The sequence below is a fragment of the Flocculibacter collagenilyticus genome (assembly GCF_016469335.1).
Classification (GTDB): Bacteria; Pseudomonadota; Gammaproteobacteria; order Enterobacterales; family Alteromonadaceae; genus Flocculibacter; species Flocculibacter collagenilyticus.
The window spans coordinates 138,654-156,005 of the sequence record NZ_CP059888.1 but is presented as its reverse complement, the minus strand read 5'-3'; the positions used below and the strand labels follow the sequence as shown (position 1 = coordinate 156,005).

At 39.8% G+C, this 17,352-nt stretch carries 18 protein-coding genes and 1 riboswitch; of the genes, 6 read left to right on the top strand and 12 right to left on the bottom strand.

Annotation, left to right across the window (positions count from 1 at the left end):
• Positions 1–49: 49 nt before the first annotated feature.
• The gene (locus HUU81_RS00715; RefSeq protein ID WP_199610328.1) at positions 50–931 is read left to right on the top strand and encodes a hypothetical protein; all 882 of its coding nucleotides are present in this window, start codon (positions 50–52) and stop codon (positions 929–931) included.
• A gap of 51 nt (positions 932–982) precedes the next feature.
• On the opposite strand, the gene HUU81_RS00710 is transcribed toward HUU81_RS00715, so the two are convergent.
• From HUU81_RS00710 to dusA, 8 genes are all read right to left on the bottom strand, one after another.
• Complete coding sequence (locus tag HUU81_RS00710; protein ID WP_199610327.1) at positions 983–1,747, bottom strand: TIGR04219 family outer membrane beta-barrel protein; 765 nt, start codon at positions 1,745–1,747, stop codon at positions 983–985.
• 3 nt (positions 1,748–1,750) lie between these two features.
• Positions 1,751–2,737 (bottom strand): DUF2333 family protein, encoded by a 987-nt coding sequence (locus HUU81_RS00705; protein ID WP_199610325.1) that lies wholly within the window; start codon positions 2,735–2,737, stop codon positions 1,751–1,753.
• A gap of 9 nt (positions 2,738–2,746) precedes the next feature.
• A complete protein-coding gene (locus HUU81_RS00700) occupies positions 2,747–3,310 on the bottom strand; it encodes a copper chaperone PCu(A)C (protein WP_199610324.1) in 564 nt (187 codons plus the stop codon).
• A gap of 126 nt (positions 3,311–3,436) precedes the next feature.
• Positions 3,437–3,775, bottom strand: a complete 339-nt coding sequence (locus HUU81_RS00695; RefSeq protein ID WP_199610323.1) for a hypothetical protein — start codon at positions 3,773–3,775, stop codon at positions 3,437–3,439.
• 102 nt (positions 3,776–3,877) lie between these two features.
• Positions 3,878–4,090, bottom strand: a complete 213-nt coding sequence (locus HUU81_RS00690; protein WP_199610322.1) for a PspC domain-containing protein — start codon at positions 4,088–4,090, stop codon at positions 3,878–3,880.
• A 66-nt stretch (positions 4,091–4,156) separates the two neighbouring features.
• On the bottom strand, positions 4,157–4,819 hold the full coding sequence (pspA, locus tag HUU81_RS00685; RefSeq protein ID WP_199610321.1) for a phage shock protein PspA: 663 nt from the start codon (positions 4,817–4,819) through the stop codon (positions 4,157–4,159).
• Between the two features lie 654 nt (positions 4,820–5,473).
• Complete coding sequence (locus HUU81_RS00680; RefSeq protein WP_199610320.1) at positions 5,474–5,752, bottom strand: hypothetical protein; 279 nt, start codon at positions 5,750–5,752, stop codon at positions 5,474–5,476.
• Positions 5,753–6,065: 313 nt separating this feature from the next.
• The gene (gene dusA / locus HUU81_RS00675) at positions 6,066–7,082 is read right to left on the bottom strand and encodes a tRNA dihydrouridine(20/20a) synthase DusA (protein WP_199610319.1); all 1,017 of its coding nucleotides are present in this window, start codon (positions 7,080–7,082) and stop codon (positions 6,066–6,068) included.
• 355 nt (positions 7,083–7,437) lie between these two features.
• Here dusA and HUU81_RS00670 point away from each other — a divergent pair, with 355 nt between their 5' ends.
• From HUU81_RS00670 to plsB, 3 genes are all read left to right on the top strand, one after another.
• Positions 7,438–7,767, top strand: a complete 330-nt coding sequence (locus HUU81_RS00670; RefSeq protein WP_199610317.1) for a hypothetical protein — start codon at positions 7,438–7,440, stop codon at positions 7,765–7,767.
• A 211-nt stretch (positions 7,768–7,978) separates the two neighbouring features.
• Positions 7,979–8,761: a DNA/RNA non-specific endonuclease gene (locus tag HUU81_RS00665; RefSeq protein WP_199610316.1), complete on the top strand. Its 783-nt coding sequence runs from the start codon at positions 7,979–7,981 to the stop codon at positions 8,759–8,761.
• A 183-nt stretch (positions 8,762–8,944) separates the two neighbouring features.
• Positions 8,945–11,371, top strand: coding sequence for a glycerol-3-phosphate 1-O-acyltransferase PlsB (gene plsB / locus HUU81_RS00660; protein ID WP_199610315.1), 2,427 nt, complete (start codon positions 8,945–8,947; stop codon positions 11,369–11,371).
• An 86-nt stretch (positions 11,372–11,457) separates the two neighbouring features.
• Here the strand turns inward: plsB and tesB are convergent, their stop codons facing one another.
• Positions 11,458–12,318, bottom strand: a complete 861-nt coding sequence (gene tesB, locus HUU81_RS00655; RefSeq protein WP_199610314.1) for an acyl-CoA thioesterase II — start codon at positions 12,316–12,318, stop codon at positions 11,458–11,460.
• Between the two features lie 132 nt (positions 12,319–12,450).
• On the opposite strand from tesB, the gene HUU81_RS00650 reads away from it, so the two are divergent.
• Entirely contained in the window at positions 12,451–12,912 is a 462-nt protein-coding gene (locus HUU81_RS00650; RefSeq protein WP_199610313.1) for an EVE domain-containing protein, read from the top strand.
• A gap of 86 nt (positions 12,913–12,998) precedes the next feature.
• Positions 12,999–13,229 (top strand): hypothetical protein, encoded by a 231-nt coding sequence (locus HUU81_RS00645; protein ID WP_199610307.1) that lies wholly within the window; start codon positions 12,999–13,001, stop codon positions 13,227–13,229.
• A gap of 42 nt (positions 13,230–13,271) precedes the next feature.
• On the opposite strand, the gene HUU81_RS00640 is transcribed toward HUU81_RS00645, so the two are convergent.
• The 3 genes from HUU81_RS00640 to HUU81_RS00630 all read right to left on the bottom strand — a co-directional run bounded on the left by HUU81_RS00640 (position 13,272) and on the right by HUU81_RS00630 (position 17,019).
• A complete protein-coding gene (locus HUU81_RS00640) occupies positions 13,272–13,658 on the bottom strand; it encodes a hypothetical protein (protein WP_199610306.1) in 387 nt (128 codons plus the stop codon).
• A 14-nt stretch (positions 13,659–13,672) separates the two neighbouring features.
• A complete protein-coding gene (locus tag HUU81_RS00635) occupies positions 13,673–14,743 on the bottom strand; it encodes a potassium channel family protein (RefSeq protein ID WP_199610303.1) in 1,071 nt (356 codons plus the stop codon).
• A 201-nt stretch (positions 14,744–14,944) separates the two neighbouring features.
• Positions 14,945–15,028: riboswitch (cyclic di-GMP riboswitch) on the top strand.
• Positions 15,029–15,165: 137 nt separating this feature from the next.
• Complete coding sequence (locus HUU81_RS00630) at positions 15,166–17,019, bottom strand: DUF885 domain-containing protein (protein ID WP_233520548.1); 1,854 nt, start codon at positions 17,017–17,019, stop codon at positions 15,166–15,168.
• Between the last annotated feature and the right edge of the window lie 333 nt (positions 17,020–17,352).

Below are 17,352 nucleotides of genomic sequence, written 5' to 3'. Positions count from 1 at the left end.
TACACAAAAGGTACAATGAGATTTAGTTAATTTTTTAAAGGAAAGTGAGTTGATTACACGCTGGTTAATGATTTTGTTGTTTGCCTTAGCGATGCCTGCATCGTATGCACAAGGATTATTCCTATATCACAAAGGGTTACAGCAACCAGAAGAAAAAGCGGCCTTACTCGCTTCGTTATTAGGGGACGAGTTCCCTATGCATTTTTATTCTAAAAACTACACGCAGCGTAAAGGTACCGTGGTGTTGATTGGTGCTAATAGCATTAATGACTTTTATCGCAAAGGATTCACTTACCCGCACATCGCACTTGATATTTCACCCGCAACATTTAACAACATCCAGCAACAGCATTGCGCTACAGCCTGCGCTGGCCTTGTTAGTGTTATTTATAACACCAGTACAGTACTACACCTGCAAACTTTACAATCATCACTTTCACCAGAATACTCTGGGCCTATTTTAGTCCCGCTAAGTTCAACGGTTATTCCACAGCCTAATATCAAACTCATTGAAAAAGTGAGTGATATTAGTTTGCATACCTCTCAACACCCTGAATTAAATAGTTTATTTTTAACCGCGGAAATGGAAGCGCTGTTCGCAAACAACCTCTATACCTTAGTGACTGATATGTACCATCAAAACGTATTATTGTTCGGTTACTCTGAAATGGCGCTTAACATGGGCACCATTGCCAGTGTTTTTCCAACCTTGGCGCAACAAGTTAATGTACTGAAAAAAGTATTACAGCAGTTAAAAGACAATCACGCGACGCAACAGCAACATTATGTGTGCGAGCAAAGCTTTGAAGTCAATCCTGCGGTTTTTTCTGCTTACGATACCCAATTACCCATAGACAAAATTAAAGCTGCACTGATTAACGCAACTCGCCGCTGTTTAGTTGAATCTCGTGCTTATCATAAAAAAGGCTAACTTACTGTTAGCCTTTTTTGCTTCATTACATTAGGTATCACGACTTACCACTTAGAAATGCGCTTCTATCCCTAAGTAAGCACCATCAAACTCTAGGTTTGAATAAATATCATCCAAATCTTCTAAATCTAAATTTGTTACGCGGTAGCCTAATTGTAATGTGATATCCAATGCCGGATTATCGATTATTTCGTAGGCTATCCCCGCTTGATAGTCGTATATAGTGTGATCATCAATCGATAAAAAGCTACCATCTGCATACAGGTTAAGCGCTGTAGCAGGAATACCTACTTTAATAGCACCATAAAACATCGGCACCCAACCATCAAACTCTTCACGGGCATTACGTGATGGGCTCGCTTGCTCTACCACTGATAACTCACCATCAAAATGCTTCGCATTAAGACCTAGATCAATACTGATCAAATCATTATCAAACACTTCATAGTAAAATATAAAGTCGGTGTGGCTTAAATCAACGTTAGTATCCAGTGCAGTATCAACACTAAATACTTCATTGTCGAACGTGAACGTGGTGGTTAATTGTGTAACACCACTGGTTTCTAACTCATTACTACGCACTTTAATATTCGGCACTAATGGAACTGGATGCTCTAATGCCAGATAAAAGCTCGCTTGGCTGTCATCTTTAAAATTAAAGCTGGCTTGCTGATCAACATTATTACCAAAGCTACCGTCAGATCCCATATCCCACATTTGCGCGCCTGCATAGATACCCAATATAGTATCAGCGGTGGCTGTTGAGCTTATTAACGCGCCAGACAATGCCAGTGCAGTAATTGTAATTTTTTTCATTATTTATCCTTGCGACAACAATTCAGTTAGATCGATCAATGCCGCATTAGCCCTAGAAATATAGTTAGCCATCACTAGCGAGTGATTTGCCACCATACCAAAACCATTACCATTCATCACCATAGGGCTCCACACCGTTTGTTGTGTTGCTTCAAGTTCGCGAATGATTTGCTGTACACTGATTAACGCATTTTTATTTCTTAGCACATCGGCAAAGTCGATTTCAATTGCCTTCAACAAGTGTAGCAAAGCCCATGCCGCTCCGCGTGATTCGTAGAACACATCATCAATGTCCCACCAGCTTGTTTTAATCATTTTTTCTTTTGGTAAATGCGTAGAGCTGTGTGCTTGTGCATCTCCCGCCAAGTCTGTGTTCAATCTAGTTTGGCCCACGCTTGCACTTAAACGCTGACTTAAACTGCCTAAACGTTTTTCTACTTCTTTTAAATAGCTGCGTAAATTATCGGCACGCGTATAAAATTGCGCCGAATTAGACTGTGAATTAGCGAGACTTGCGCGGTATTTTTTTAACTCATTAATAGCAACGCGATATTCAGACTCAGCACTGGGTAACACCCACGAACGATGGTCAATATTAAATTGCGGTTGTGCTTTTTTTAAATGAATATCTTCTACTGATTGTGACTGTGAACGACTAAAATCTTTGCGCATCGCCAGCGCCATATCACGCACTTGCTCTAACACGCCAAATTCCCATGCTGGCATGTTATCCATGAACACACTTGGAGGAAGCACGTCATTGGCCAAAAAGCCACCGCGCTTATCTAACAATGTTTCTGCCACGGTAATTAAAGCCGTAGTGGTGGTGTAACCAATAACTGGTGCTATTTGCTTACTGCTAGCATCGTCTAACACCGCTTGTTTTACATCAAAAATATCTGGCTCAGTATCGAGGTAAACACTAATCAAATAGAAAATAACAAAAACAGCGGCAAACCCGCCAAAAATATATCGATAATTTAAATGCATAATCGTCTCCTAGTGATGGCGATGCATATCGTGACTTGCTTTATTTTGTTCGAGTAGAGAAACCACTTTTCCTTCTACCACCTGAGTATGCCCATCAGAAAAATGTAAGGTCATAGTAAAATTATCATCTACTTTTAATGATTTGGGGTTAAATACCATCAAGTGTAATCCACCAGGCTGAAACTGCACGACACTGTTGGCCGCGATTGACAATTTATCCATTTTTCGCATTTTCATCACACCATTTTCATGAAGGTGCTGGTGAATTTCTATGTTGTCACTCACTTTACTTGTTACATGAGTGAGCTCAGCCTCTTTATGGTGTTGGTTATTTAACGTTAAGTAGGCTGCCGTTACGGGTGCACTCGGTGGCATAGCATTCATTCGCAGCTTTGTGGCGATGATGCTTGGGGCTTTACTTAAAGTAGCTTGCTGATTGTCGTGATGCTGAGCATGTGCGCTAACTTGAAAGCTAACTAGCGCTTGTGTAAAGGTCATTATGAATAGTGCAGCAGATGTTACTATCGCTTTTTTAGTCTTTGCGTTACAAGTTGGAAAGTTAATTAATGCCATTTCATCACCTAATAGTAAGATTTTGTTGTATTCGTGATTGCTTTGAAAACTGCTTAATTCATGATGATTGCTAATTTGATCACATGACATATATCAAAGCATGAATAATACAACAGCCTGATTTTATTAGGAATGGAAATGGCGTTTATTTTTCTTTGAGGTCATTAACCAAATGATAATAGCTATTAATACGATAGGCCACAATACGGACAGACCTGACAGTAACAACCCTACACCAGCACAAATAAATATAAACGCTAATGTACTAATAACGCCTACCACCAATAATAATGCGAATAACAGCGCGGCAAAAAACACTAAAATTGCAGTTCCAAACCCTACTACTGGTTCAATCACATCATGCCCCATAAAGAACACCAAATCGAACATACCGTGACCTAAATAAAACATCACCATTAAAATAATAAATGCAAAGATTGATGCAGTGAAAAATGCGCGAACCATGTGTGCCTCCCTGAGCTTCTTAGAATTAAGGATTCTGCAAACGTTAGCTAGGTAGAGGAGAACATCTCCTCTGTGCCTGAGCTAGTCGTCATAAATTAACACTTACGAATAAGAGTAACGTGTTGGCATTGCCACACTGGCAACAAAATAACCAACAATTGCAAGAAAAGGGGCGCTGATTAATAAAAATATAGCAGCCAGTCTAACGACCCAGCGTTCTAGGTTTAAACGCTGTGCGATCCCTGCACATACTCCTGATATCTTGCTGTTAATTCTATCTTTATACCACTTACGTTCTGCATGATAATTGTTCATAATATTTTCCTTAAAAATGTCTGCGATTAAATTAACCTAATGCTGTATCAGCACCTCAGCCAATTCTTAACCATTTGCTACTTTTTTCTTTAACTCAGCTAATTGAGCTTCAACTTTTTCATCACTCTCTAGTTTGTTGAATTCACTTTGAAGCGAGCTTGATTGACCTAATTCATAAGACTCAACCTCAGCTTCAAGTTGGTCTATTTTATTTTCATAATGTTCAAACTTTGCGACTGCTTGCTCAATATCCACATGATGAAGCTGACGCTTTGCTTTCAACCTAACCACTGCTGTATTACGGCGAAGTAAAATCGCTTTTTGACGTTGCTTAGCTTCCTCTAACTTAGTTTGTAAGCGTGTGATGTCGCCTTTCAACCCAGTCAGAGTCTGCTCAATCTGCTCAAGCTCGCCTGCTAAACTGTCTGCATTTTGTTGTAGTTTATTTCGTTCAACCAACGCAGCCTTTGCAAGATCATCACGGCCTTTAGTGATTGCAAGTTCCGCTTTTTGTGCCCAGTCTTCAGCTAGTCGCTGCGTATTAGTTAACTGGCGTTCAAGTGACTTTTTATCTGCAATGTACTGCGCAGAGTTACTTCGCACTTCAACTAAGGTTTCTTCCATTTCTTGCACAATTAGTCTTACTAACTTTTCAGGATCTTCTGCCTTATCTAGTAACGCATTAATATTGGCATTCACGATATCGCTAAACCTTGAAAATACACCCATAAGTCACCTCCGTTATTATTTTCGCTTATTGGGATAAGTTACAAACTTAAATACAAGCCGTGTGCCAACAACGAAATAAATTTTAAAGCATTGTTATATAAGGGCTTTTTCATTTCAGTATAAATAGTGAAAGTTAATGAAAAAATCACCCTTTCACTATTTGGTCATTTTCACAATAAACTTGGTCAAATTAACCAACCAAAAAATTAGCAATAGCGTTCACCAAAGAATGACGTGAACATTGCTCGTATTATTAACACCAATTTCAAAATGAAACACTAAAAGACACCTGCAAACTTAAGCTCGTTAACGCAGCGCTAAAACCAACAGATTTAGCAATCATGACAATACGGATGGAATAGAAAGTAACCAATTTAACGAATAGACAGTATGAACTGAACACTTACGAGGCGGCAGGTTTGTATAAAATGTTTTAACGCTGAATAGCGTGATTAAAGTGGGTAGTATAACGCTAGAAGAGAATGACAAAAGCCCTCTGCTATAGAAACTAGCTAGAGGGCGTACTTTGAATTAGTTTGACCAGCGCTGGCAGTACTACAATGGCTATGTAGGTACTGACCAGCCCCAGTAAAGGCAACATTAAGATGGAAAATACCGCGCTTGGATGAATCATCAGCTTTTCCCCTATATTTATTACTCAGCTTTCGCTTCAGTTGACGTGTCTTGGCTAGGTGCTTGCGCAGTAATCACCATGTATTCCATTGGCTGAAACTCGGCTTTTAGCTTTTGTAAATCTTCTTCAATATTTCTAAAAATATCACTCGTTACAGACTGAGATACCACCGATACTTGTTGAGAAATAACTGCTGATAAATATTCTTCCAGTGAACCTGTTTTAGCACTAACTGATGCAGATAAACCTAACGACATAGCCATTACTGATGCTGTTAATACTTTAGTTAATTTAGACATTTCTTTTTCCTTGTTAATCCAGTTATTTGAACTTCATTGATATAGTCGACATAACTAATCCAAAGGTTGTGCCAATCATAAATATTTTTATAAACTATTGTTTTTATTATTGTTTATTTATTTTTATGTTGAACCACATCTCACGGTAAAAAATAAACAAAATAAATTTTGAGTAAATAAATCAAAAAGTGGTCAAATTAACCAACGGACTAATGAAAATAAGAAATTGATGGATTTTTGATGCAAAAAGAAGTGATGGTAAGGCTAAAGCGGTGCATTCACCGCTTCAAAACATAATGCGATATTTTAATTATCAGTTTCTAACAAAATTAAGCGCGTCTTCAATAACCGTTACATTAGCTCCCGGCTTATTTGCGTTTTCGCTTAGATGTCTGCGCCAGCCTCTGGCACCAGGCTGCCCTTGAAACAGCCCTAACATGTGTCTGGCCACCTGCCACACTGAACCACCTTGCGAAATATGCCTTTCGATATAACCAAACATCGCTTCAGCCACTTCAACTCTAGACATGGCATTTTGCTCGCCTCCATATATTTTATGGTCAATTTGGCTAAGCAAATATGGGTTCGAATACGCTTCACGACCAATCATCACACCATCAACATGTTGAAGGTGATCCAAACTATCCTGCAAACAGGTTACACCGCCATTTAAAGAAAAAGATAAATGAGGATAATCTTTCTTAAGTTGATATACACGGTCATAGTCCAAAGGTGGGATCGTACGATTCTCTTTCGGGCTCAATCCATTAAGCCATGCTTTTCGTGCATGAATAATAAAGGTGTCACACCCAATATTTGCCGTCGACTCTATTAACGTGCACAAAAACTCGTAGCTGTCTTGCTCATCAATACCAATGCGTGTTTTTAACGTAACCGGGATCTTCACCACGCTATTCATCGCTGAAATACAATCGGCCACTAATGCAGGTTCAGCCATTAAGCACGCACCAAAACGACCATTTTGAACACGATCAGACGGGCAACCTACATTCAAATTAATTTCATCATAACCACGCTCTTGTGCTATTACTGCACACTTAGCTAATGCTTCAGGATCGCTACCACCTAACTGCAGCGCAACAGGGTGTTCCTCTTCATTAAACGCCAGATAATCGCCTTTACCAAACAAAATAGCGCCCGTTGTTACCATCTCGGTATATAACACTGCATGGCTGGTTAACACACGGTGAAAGTACCGGCAATTTTTATCAGTCCAATCCAACATAGGCGCAATAGAAATCTTTCTATCAAGCGAATTACTTGTTTTTAAAGGCGTAGCGCCTTGTTTCACTGTATCTTTGGTATTCATTAAACGTCTCTCAATCGCCCTTTATGTTCTGATAAAGTCCCCATAGGTATCCCGTATATATCCCATAGAAAAGTAGGACAATGGCATCAATTTCATTTCAAAAAAGAAAGAAAAAGGACGGCTCGGTTATTTGCCATTGCGAAAGTGTGATTAAAAATTGGGAAAGATTATACATCGTGCATTAAAAACTTTCAGCAGTACTAAGATTGCTGATTGTTGTGTAAAAATTATAAGCCGTTTATACTTTAAAAACTTGAATTATATTTTAGTGTTAGTTATCTATTGATATCTTAACAATAATTTATACTTTTGATTTATGGCATGAAGAACGCATTAAGCTTGCGCTAAGGGAACAATGAGTAATAAAAACGCACCCGCTACACGTAGTCAATTTGTTAGTTTTGAAATTATTGCCAGTGCAATTTTCGTGATAACTATTGCGATGATCTCGTGGAACTGGACAAATCGCGTTGCTGTTGTTGATAAGAAATTTGAACAGTTTGATCGCCGTTTTGAAAAAATGGACGAAAAGCTGGATAAGCTTATCTTGTCAGTGAATACCATTCAAAGCACGATGGCGACAAAAGATGACTTATTAAAGCTATCAAGTAGAGTGACTGAAGCTGAGAAAGTGATTGCACGTCAAGACTTCAGATTAGAGCACGTTGAAAAGAAGGTGCTTTAATAAGCACCTTTAATACATCACTATTTGTTTTCCCCTTTATTAAATAATCTTCTCCCTTTTCAATCTTATTACTCGCTTTAGGCTAATCTTTTAGTTCAAGCTGAATTGAGCAATTTTAATACAACTGTCATCTAGCCTTCATCAATCTGCATAGTTAACGCTCTAATTTAGTTGGCTCATTTCTACCAACTAAAATAATAAAGAGCCAAAAATGAAACGATTACTACTTGCATGCCTTACCCTTACGGCATCTCTTCCTGCGTACGCTTTATCTTCTAGCCACTGCGGCAGTTATCAATGTCCTACGGGTGCTGCAAATAATAATGATGTGGTCAATCGCAGTATTTATGTACTGAGTAATAACCGCACCACAAAGTTTGCAGATTGGGTGGCATATAAAGTGACACCACAAACCATTGACGGCCCTAGCCGTTCGAGAAGCTGGAAAGCAGATCCACTTATCGCCAGTCAATACACATTAGAACCGGATGACTACCAAGATGCGCATGCTGTTATTCATACCGATCGTGGGCATCAAGTACCATTAGCTAGCTTTAGCAACACGAACGCTTGGGCAGACACTAATTATCTATCAAATATTACACCTCAAGCCTCTAACCTAAATCAGGGACCATGGGTTAAATTAGAAAATAAAGTCCGTGACTACGTTAGAACCGGAGCGAATGTTTACGTTGTTACGGGCCCGTTATACGAGTATGCCTATGCAACTTTGCCGATGGCAGATGAAACTCACCAAATACCCAGTGCTTATTTCAAAGCTGTGTTTACCATTAGCAATGCAGGCTGGGTAAATGCATCTGGGTTTATTATGGAGCAAAGCAGTAGTCGCTATGACAGTTATTGCGGAAAAGAGGTGACGATTAATGAAATTGAGCAACGCACAGGCTTAAATATTATGCCCACTTTACCGTCATATAAAGAATATGCCGTTGAAGATCGTATCGGCGGCCTTACTAACGAGCTAGGTTGTTAGCAAGTTTTGCTATTTAGCTTTTGAATTATCATCCGCAGCGGCATCACTCACTTTTCGGTCAAAACGTACAATGGGTATGCATTGAATTGTTACAAACTGCCGCTGCTTCATATGAGCTGTTAATTGGCAGCTGTTATTACAAATGATATTATCGTCGGCTGAATTTAACTGTGACGATATCTTATGTCTGTAATTACTACCTTCTTAAATAGTGTATTAAAGTACCCTGTTAGATGGCTTATTCGCTCTAAAATCATTCCAGCGGACCCAACACAAGAGTTGGACTTGGATGCTGGCTTACCGATATTTTATATTTTGCAAACGCAATCAAGCAGCGATGTCATTGCACTTGAAAAAGCGTGTCAGAAAATAGGATTACCAAACCCCGTCAAGCCCGCAGAGCTAAATGGTAGTGTATTGCAACGTACTTTGTATTTGGCTCGTCCGCAGCCTGTGTTCGGTGATAACAGAAAGCCCACGGATGCGCTTCAACAAGGCGAAGCATTAATCCAAGCGCTACGAAAAAACCCTAGCCAAGACGCATTATTAGTGCCTGTCACTATTGTGTGGGGCCGAGCACCTGGTAAAGAACAAGCCAGCGTTCAACAAATTATTGATGATGTTGAAGCACCAAGCTGGTTCCGCAAAATGTTTACCGTGCTATTTTCAGGCAGAGATAATCTTATTCGTTTTAGTAAACCGGTTTCGCTTCGTACATTAGTTGATCAACACGGGCATAACGAGCGCACCGCTCACAAATTGCTACGCGTAGCGCGTTTTCATTTTTATCGCCAAAAACTGGCGGTCACAGGCCCACGGTTAACGCGCCGTGCAGAATTATTTAATAGTTTACTGGCTGCGCCTTCACTTAAAAAAGCCATTGAAGACGAAGCCAAAAATAAGAAAATCACCATTGCTCAAGCACGCCAAAATGCGGTGAAGTTATTAGATGAAGTAGCCGCAGATTACCGTGATTCTTATATTAGAATTGGCGATCGTTTTTTAACATGGCTATGGAACAAGCTATATCGCGGTATTATCGTTAATAATGCCGAAAAAGTAACCGAGCTAGCACAAAGTGGCCACGAAATTGTGTATGTGCCATGCCATCGCAGCCACATGGATTATATGCTTTTAACGTATGTAATCTATCAACAAGGATTAGTAGCACCGCACATTGCAGCGGGTATCAATCTAAACTTCTGGCCAGCAGGGCCTATTTTCAGAAAATCGGGCGCCTTTTTCATTCGTCGCAGCTTCCGGGGCAATAAGCTGTACTCTGCAGTCTTTAGAGAGTATCTCAGTCAGCTTTTTTCAAAAGGTTATTCAGTAAAATATTACACTGAAGGTGGACGAAGCCGTACTGGTCTTCTGCTACAACCTAAAACAGGAATGCTCGCAATGACCTTGCAATCAATGCTACGCGGCATCGAGCGACCGATCACGCTAGTGCCAGTATACCTAGGTTACGAGCATGTAATGGAAGTGAGCACTTACTTAAAAGAGCTAAAAGGCAAAACCAAGAAGAACGAATCAGTATTTGGTGTATTCAAGGCAATTAAAAATTTACGCAACTACGGGCATGGTTATGTCAACTTTGGTGAACCGATTTCTGTTAATCAGTTTTTAAATGAACAAGCCCCTGATTGGAAACAAGACATTGACCCACTAGAGCCACAAAAGCCTAGCTGGCTAACGCCAAGCATTAACGTGCTTGCTAATCAAATAATGACACGCATTAACAATGCGGCAGCGCTGAATAGTGTTAACTTAGCTGCCCTCATTTTACTATGTGCAGATAAGCATGCGCTTACTCGCAAAGAATTGACCGCACAATTACAGCTATACATTCAAATGCAGAAACAAGTACCATATTCATCACAAATTTCGGTGCCTGAAGAATCAGCCAGCGAACTAATTGATCATCTAATTGAAATGCAAAAAGTGCAACAAACCAGCGATCAATTAGGCGACATCATAAGTTTGGATGAAAAAGAACAAATCCTGATGAATTATTATCGCAATAACATCATTCATCTATTCGCCATTCCGGGCTTACTCGCCAGTATTGTCGTTGCTCATCAACAAATCGATGAAGATAAGGCTGTTAAGCTGGTTTTAAGCTTATTCCCATTGTTCAAAAAAGACTGGTTCTTAAATGATCAGTGTCCTGAAGAATACACTAAGAATATGCTTAACTTTTTAGTAGAAAGCGGCTTATGCACACGCGAGAATACATTAATTAAAGCAGCGGCTAGGCAATCTAACCAATTCTTTAATTTGCAATTGCTTGCTAACAGTGTGGAATTGATTTTACAGCGCTACGCCATTGTCTTTACAACCATTACTGAGCAGCAACCTTTATCTCGCTCAGCGTTGGAAAGCCAAAGTCATACCTTAGCGAAACGACTGTCGTCGTTGCATGGGATTAACTCACCTGAGTTTTACGATAAAAAGGTGCTGTCTACGTTAACGAGCGCACTAAAAGAACAAGCGTTAATTACCGTAAACGAGCAAGGTGATTTAGTGCCGACTACAGAGTTAATTAATATTAAAAATGATGTAGTTAGCTTATTAAGAAACGAAGTGATCCAATCACTACAACACTAACGGTTAACTATCAGTACTGGGTGTAAGCGGCAATGATATAGCAATCATGCAGCTTACACTTTATACCCATTTACAGGCTAAAAGTATTAACCTCTATTACGCATTATGCCTTCTTGTACTGTTGAGGCCACTAGCTCCCCTTTACGATTAAAGAACTGCCCTCGTACTAACCCTCTTGCGCCACTTGCACTCGGGCTATCAACCGCATAAAGCAACCAATCATCCAGTCGAAAATTACGATGAAACCACATAGAGTGATCAATGGTCGCTACTTGCATGGTTGGCTTCAAAAATGATTCACCATGAGGCTGTAATGCAGTGGGTAAAAAATTAAAATCCGAGGCATAAGCAAGCAGATATTTATGAATGCGCGGATCATCTGGCATCTCTCCGTTTGCTCTTACCCACACATAGCGCACTGGTTCGGTAACTTCTGGTTTAAACGGGTTATTAAATCCAACTGGACGCATTTCAATTGCTTTTTCACAAGTGAACTTGCTACGGATCTGCTCTGGGATCAAATCTTGATGCTCAATGTAGAAATCTAATTCCGCTTGCAATTTTTCAGGTCCCGGTACACTTGGCATCGGCGCTTGATGCTCAAACCCTTCTTCTTCGCTTTGATATGATGCTGTTAAGTAAAAAATAGGCTTACCATATTGAATAGCACTGACTCGGCGGGTACTAAAGCTTCTGCCATCACGAATATTTTCTACGTCATACACTATGGGTTTTTGCGCATCACCTGGTCTTAAAAAATATGAGTGAAATGAATGCACTTTACGATCTTCTGATACGGTATCTTTTGCTGCAGAAAGTGCTTGCCCCATAACTTGTCCACCGAAAACGGCTTTAAAGCCGAGATCTTGGCTTTGCCCCCGATATATACCCTGCTCGATGGTTTCTAACTGCATTAACGATAATAAATTCTCTAAAACTTGACTCATGCTTTAAAATTAATCCTGAATATTTATAAACTGTAAAGCCATGTTTGCACTTAAACGGCTTGCGCATGTTTCAATTGTAGCTTATTGCAATGAATAAACGCCATGTGATTCAACAAATTTTGAGGATTTACAATGCCCTATTGGCTGATGAAAACCGAACCAGACACCTTCAGTATTGACGATCTGGCAAATATGCCTGATCAGACCACTATTTGGGATGGTGTACGCAACTATCAAGCACGTAACTATATCAGGGACAAAATTAAAATTGACGATAACATATTGATTTATCACTCAAGTTGTCGAAATATAGGTATTGTTGGTTGGGCAACTGTGGTACGCGACGCATATCCAGATCCCACTCAATTTGATCCTTCTTCACGCTATTATGATCCAAAAGCAACTGAAGAAAATCCACGATGGTTTTCGGTGGACGTAAAATTTAATAACAAGTTTAATCAGCTCGTATCGCTAGCCACACTTAAAGATATTGACGGGTTAAAGGCACTGCCTTTAGTTAAGAAAGGTTCAAGACTATCGGTGATGCCCGTCAGTAATAGCGAATGGAAAATAATAAACGCGTTAGCTAATTAACTGCATAGTAACTGGATAAGTGAGCAAATTTAGTCTAAGCATTTATTAACGCAAATAATAAATTGATACTATCGGAATGCATCATTATGGAAAAGGAAAGGCGGTCTGGTAAAGCGTCCAGCTCTGAATATTGGAGTCGGTTAACGTTAGCACAAAAGTTTGCAATGAATGAGTTAAATCATTATGGCTATCAACTGGTATTCGTTCGGCAAGAAGGTGGCAACTTGCTAGCAATTGCCATGCAGGATGATCGGGCTGCGGTTATCTCGTTCGATGGCGATATTGACTTAAACCCAGCCATTGAAATAAGGAAATAATTATTGATTACAGGGATTGACTAGCTGCACTTGTGCGTAAGTCTACGTCGGTTTTTTATCGTCTGGTTGGGCTGTGTCTGCTTGACCACCTTCAACTGTAGCAATTGCGTCTTCAACTGACACTTCGCCAGCGTGCTCATCTGCAATATCAGCCACGCCAATAACACCTTCTTTTGCTTGATTTTGCTTCTCTATTTTTGCTTTTAATTTTGCATGTTTAGATTTTGCTTTGTTTATGGCCGATTTTTTACGCTCGCGTACACTGGGCACCACAAGATAGTACAGCAATAGCACCGCCCACGAAAAAAAGATGGCGCAAATTAACCATACATTTTTTTCGTTTTTTGCCGTACGTTTTGACCCTGCAATCAACCCTACAGGGATCAAATAAATACATACCAGAAATAAGTTAAATATCGGATCTGACATGTCGCTTATTCACATTAGGCATCAGTCTTAATTTGCTGCCAATCTACCTCATTGGGCAGCACCCGTGTTTCAGCTAAGTAATGCAAAATTTGCCCTTCTTTAACCACAATGTCGTTTGCTGGATTTAAATCCATACCATCACCAATTCGGTTATCTGCTAAAGCAATAATAGTTGCTGCATGGACATCTTTGAAATAATGAAACAAACTTTTAAACTGGGTATGGCCATTAACCGCAGCTGGTATCGCCAGACTAAACTGAGTATCACCGTACAATGTTGAAAGCATCTCTTCTTGTACACGACTAGCACCTGGATCTTGCATAGTACGCACTAACATCTCAGCCGTTTTAGACGTCGTACATTCGATATTACTGCAATGGTCACGTAGCATTTCCATTTTAGTTTCATCTTCAAAATACGCACTAATATGGCACTCTGCTGATACTAAACCAGAAATTCGCAAACCCGTTGTAAATGTTTGATTATCGTCTTCACCGTCAATAATTACTCGCGCAGCATGACTGATTGCGACCCTTGTTAACTCGTTTTTATCCGTCATCGATGTGAGTTTGGCAAAATCAACCTGCTCGTAGTCAGAAAATGGGTGCAGCATATCTTCTGTGACACATAATAAAATAGAACGCTGGACTCGCTTGCTATCACCTAATATATGGTCGATCATTTTCTTTGTTCTAACCGGATGCCAGCCAAAAATGATAATGTGATCTGTAAAATGTTGAAAATCTTTTTCGCCTGTCATATTTCGCCTCATAACTTTACTAACTGTTTGGCCTAATTTACCCAGCACTGCACCAAAAAGTGCTAATCCAAATGGAATCTGCAATACCGACACTACCCACTTACCCATTTCTGACTGTGGACTAAAGTCGCCATAACCAACTGTACTTGTTGTAACAATATAGTAATAGGGGTAGTTCACTAGCGATGTTAACTCGCTTTCACCTAGATAATGAAGTAACGCCCAAGTGGCGCCTGCATGAAGCAATAGCATAATTGATATTGCCATCCAACTTACGCGATCTATATGTTGCTTAATAACTTTTAAAACGTGTCTTAATATCATAAATTCTATTGTTTCGCGGGTATTGTATTGGTTAGGCTACGTATTTTTTGATGTTAACAATGTATCCATCGAAAAAACAGTACCTAGATAAAATGAAGCTTTTTTTAAAATATCTAACTATTTTTTAAAAAATATCTAATTTATTGTGCTGGTCGGATTGCAATTTATTCATAACCGTTTATGCTGAATTACGGCTTGTAAAAGCTGTAAAGGCAAACTTAGCGAAAGCTGAGGACGCAAAGTTTCTGGTCTAAGGGTTATACCTACGATTGCGGAACCGCCAGCTATTAGTGGGGGCTTGTTGTTGGATGTCCCGTTGGTCGTATCCTTGTTTCCAGTTTCATGTTTCTTTGCTTTCGCTTGCCCTTTTCTAATGTGAGAATCGGGCTTGCTGAATGCAAGCCAAATCACTTTCCTTGCAATTATCTCTTTAATTTTTCGTGCTGTTGGTTTAATTCAGTCGCTATGTACTGCTCTACCTGTTTTTCTAATGCCGACAAAGGAATTGACCCTTCGCTCAAAATCACATCATGAAATTCTCGCACATCAAATGCATTTCCTAATTTTTCTTCCGCCAAAGCTCGTAGTCGCTTAATGGTTAGTTCGCCTAATTTGTAAGACAGTGCTTGGGCGGGCCATGAAATATATCGATCAATTTCCGTTCTTACGTTATGAGCCGATAACGCCGTATTACTTTGTAAGTAATCAATGGCTTGCTGGCGTGACCAATGTTGACTATGCATCCCTGTGTCAACCACTAAGCGGCAAGCCCGCCACATTTCATAGGTAAGACGGCCAAATTGGCTGTACGGATCCTGATAAAAGCCGGCTTCCACGCCTAACCATTCAGCATATAGCCCCCAGCCTTCACCAAAAGCGGAAATATAACTATGCTGGCGGTAAGGTGGCACATTGTGCATCTCCATATTTAGCGCGATTTGCAAGTGATGCCCCGGCACGGCTTCATGAAAAGTTAATGCCTCTAATACATAAAGTGGACGACGCTCTAGAGCATAAGTATTAACCCAATAATAACCGGGCTGCGTTTCAGATTGCGGCTGAACATAGCGCCCAGTCGTATATTTGGGGGCAATTTCATCAGGTACAGGAGCAATACCATAAGGCGTGCGCGGTAGTTTTTTAAACAGGCTCGGGAGCTTTGCATCCATTTTTTTAGCGATGTACGATGCTTGTTTTAATAACTCATCTGCTGATTGCGCATAAAATTGAGAATCGCTGCGTAAAAAAGCGATAAAGTCCGCAAAATCCCCTTCAAATTCTACCAGTTCAATGATTTTTTCCATTTCTGCACGAATACGTTTTACTTCTTTTAAACCAAGTTGATGGATTTCGTAAGCAGTCATAGACAATGTGGTGTAATAAGCAACCCGGTTTTGATAAAAAGCATGGCCATTTGGCAATTGCGTTGCAGCTATGTGCTTACGGCTAGCAGGCAAGTATTGCGTTGTAAAAAACTGGTAGTACTGTTCAAAGGCTGGGTTAATCTGATTTGTAATAACCTCAACGGCTTGCTGCTTAAGCGACTCGGCTTGTTTGGCATCTATCGCGAGTTTATCCATATCATTAAAAGGCGCAAAAAATATGCTTTTTTCAGGTGTATTTGAAATGTACGCTTTGATGCTATCTTCAAAGCCTTGCAATACCGCTGCAGGTTGCGTGATACCCTCGGCAATACCTTGTTTCATCCACATAATATTTTGCGAAAAATAGGAGGCTATTTGCTGTAATCGCGCGAGGTAATCTTGATAATCTTGTAACGATTGAAAGCGCACCATACGAGGCAAAAATGCTAGTTCACTATGAAAGCCACCTTCAGCTGTTAATGGCATATAATGCGCCTTAAATTTATGCTCATCGACCGCATTTTTAATCTGTCGATAAATAATAGCGTGGTTGAGTTGATTGTCTTTACTTAACTTTGTGACATCCAATTTAGCTAATTGCGCTAAAAACTGTTGTTCACGCGCAGCCTTTTCCTCAAGCATCGTTTTAGACAAATCAGGCAACAAGTGGTTATACCGTGTATCACCTGTTGACGTGGCAAACATTGGCTGTGTTTGCAGTTGGTATTGCCAAATGGTTTCAGCTAACTGCATAAATTGTATATCCCATTTGTTTTCTTTTGTAAGTTGCGCCTGCTCTGCTAATCGAGTTTCAGCTGAGTTAGGAGGCGGAGGCGTAGCATAGGTCGTCACGGTAACTAAATAAATAATTAACGACGCGCTGATGTTGCGTAGGAGAGTATTGTTTAACATGGATACCGACTCTTTTGGCTGATTGAGTTGATTAAAATTTTTATTAACGAAAATAGTATCAAATCGCTCAGCTATTAGATAACACTGTTTAATACTTCTTCTGTATTCTCTATTACGCCCTGAACAAATAAAAAATCGTTAATAATTAATAGGCTAGAATATTTAATTTTTTGATAAAAAATCGTAGGCCTACTTTTCTATTAAATCACCGCAAGCCCTATCGATGAATAATCGACCAAACGATGTATTAACAACTATAAAATTTAAATTTTACACTAGATGTTTAGTGGTAAATTGCGCAGAATGTCGGCGCTGATAATTAACCCTGAACGC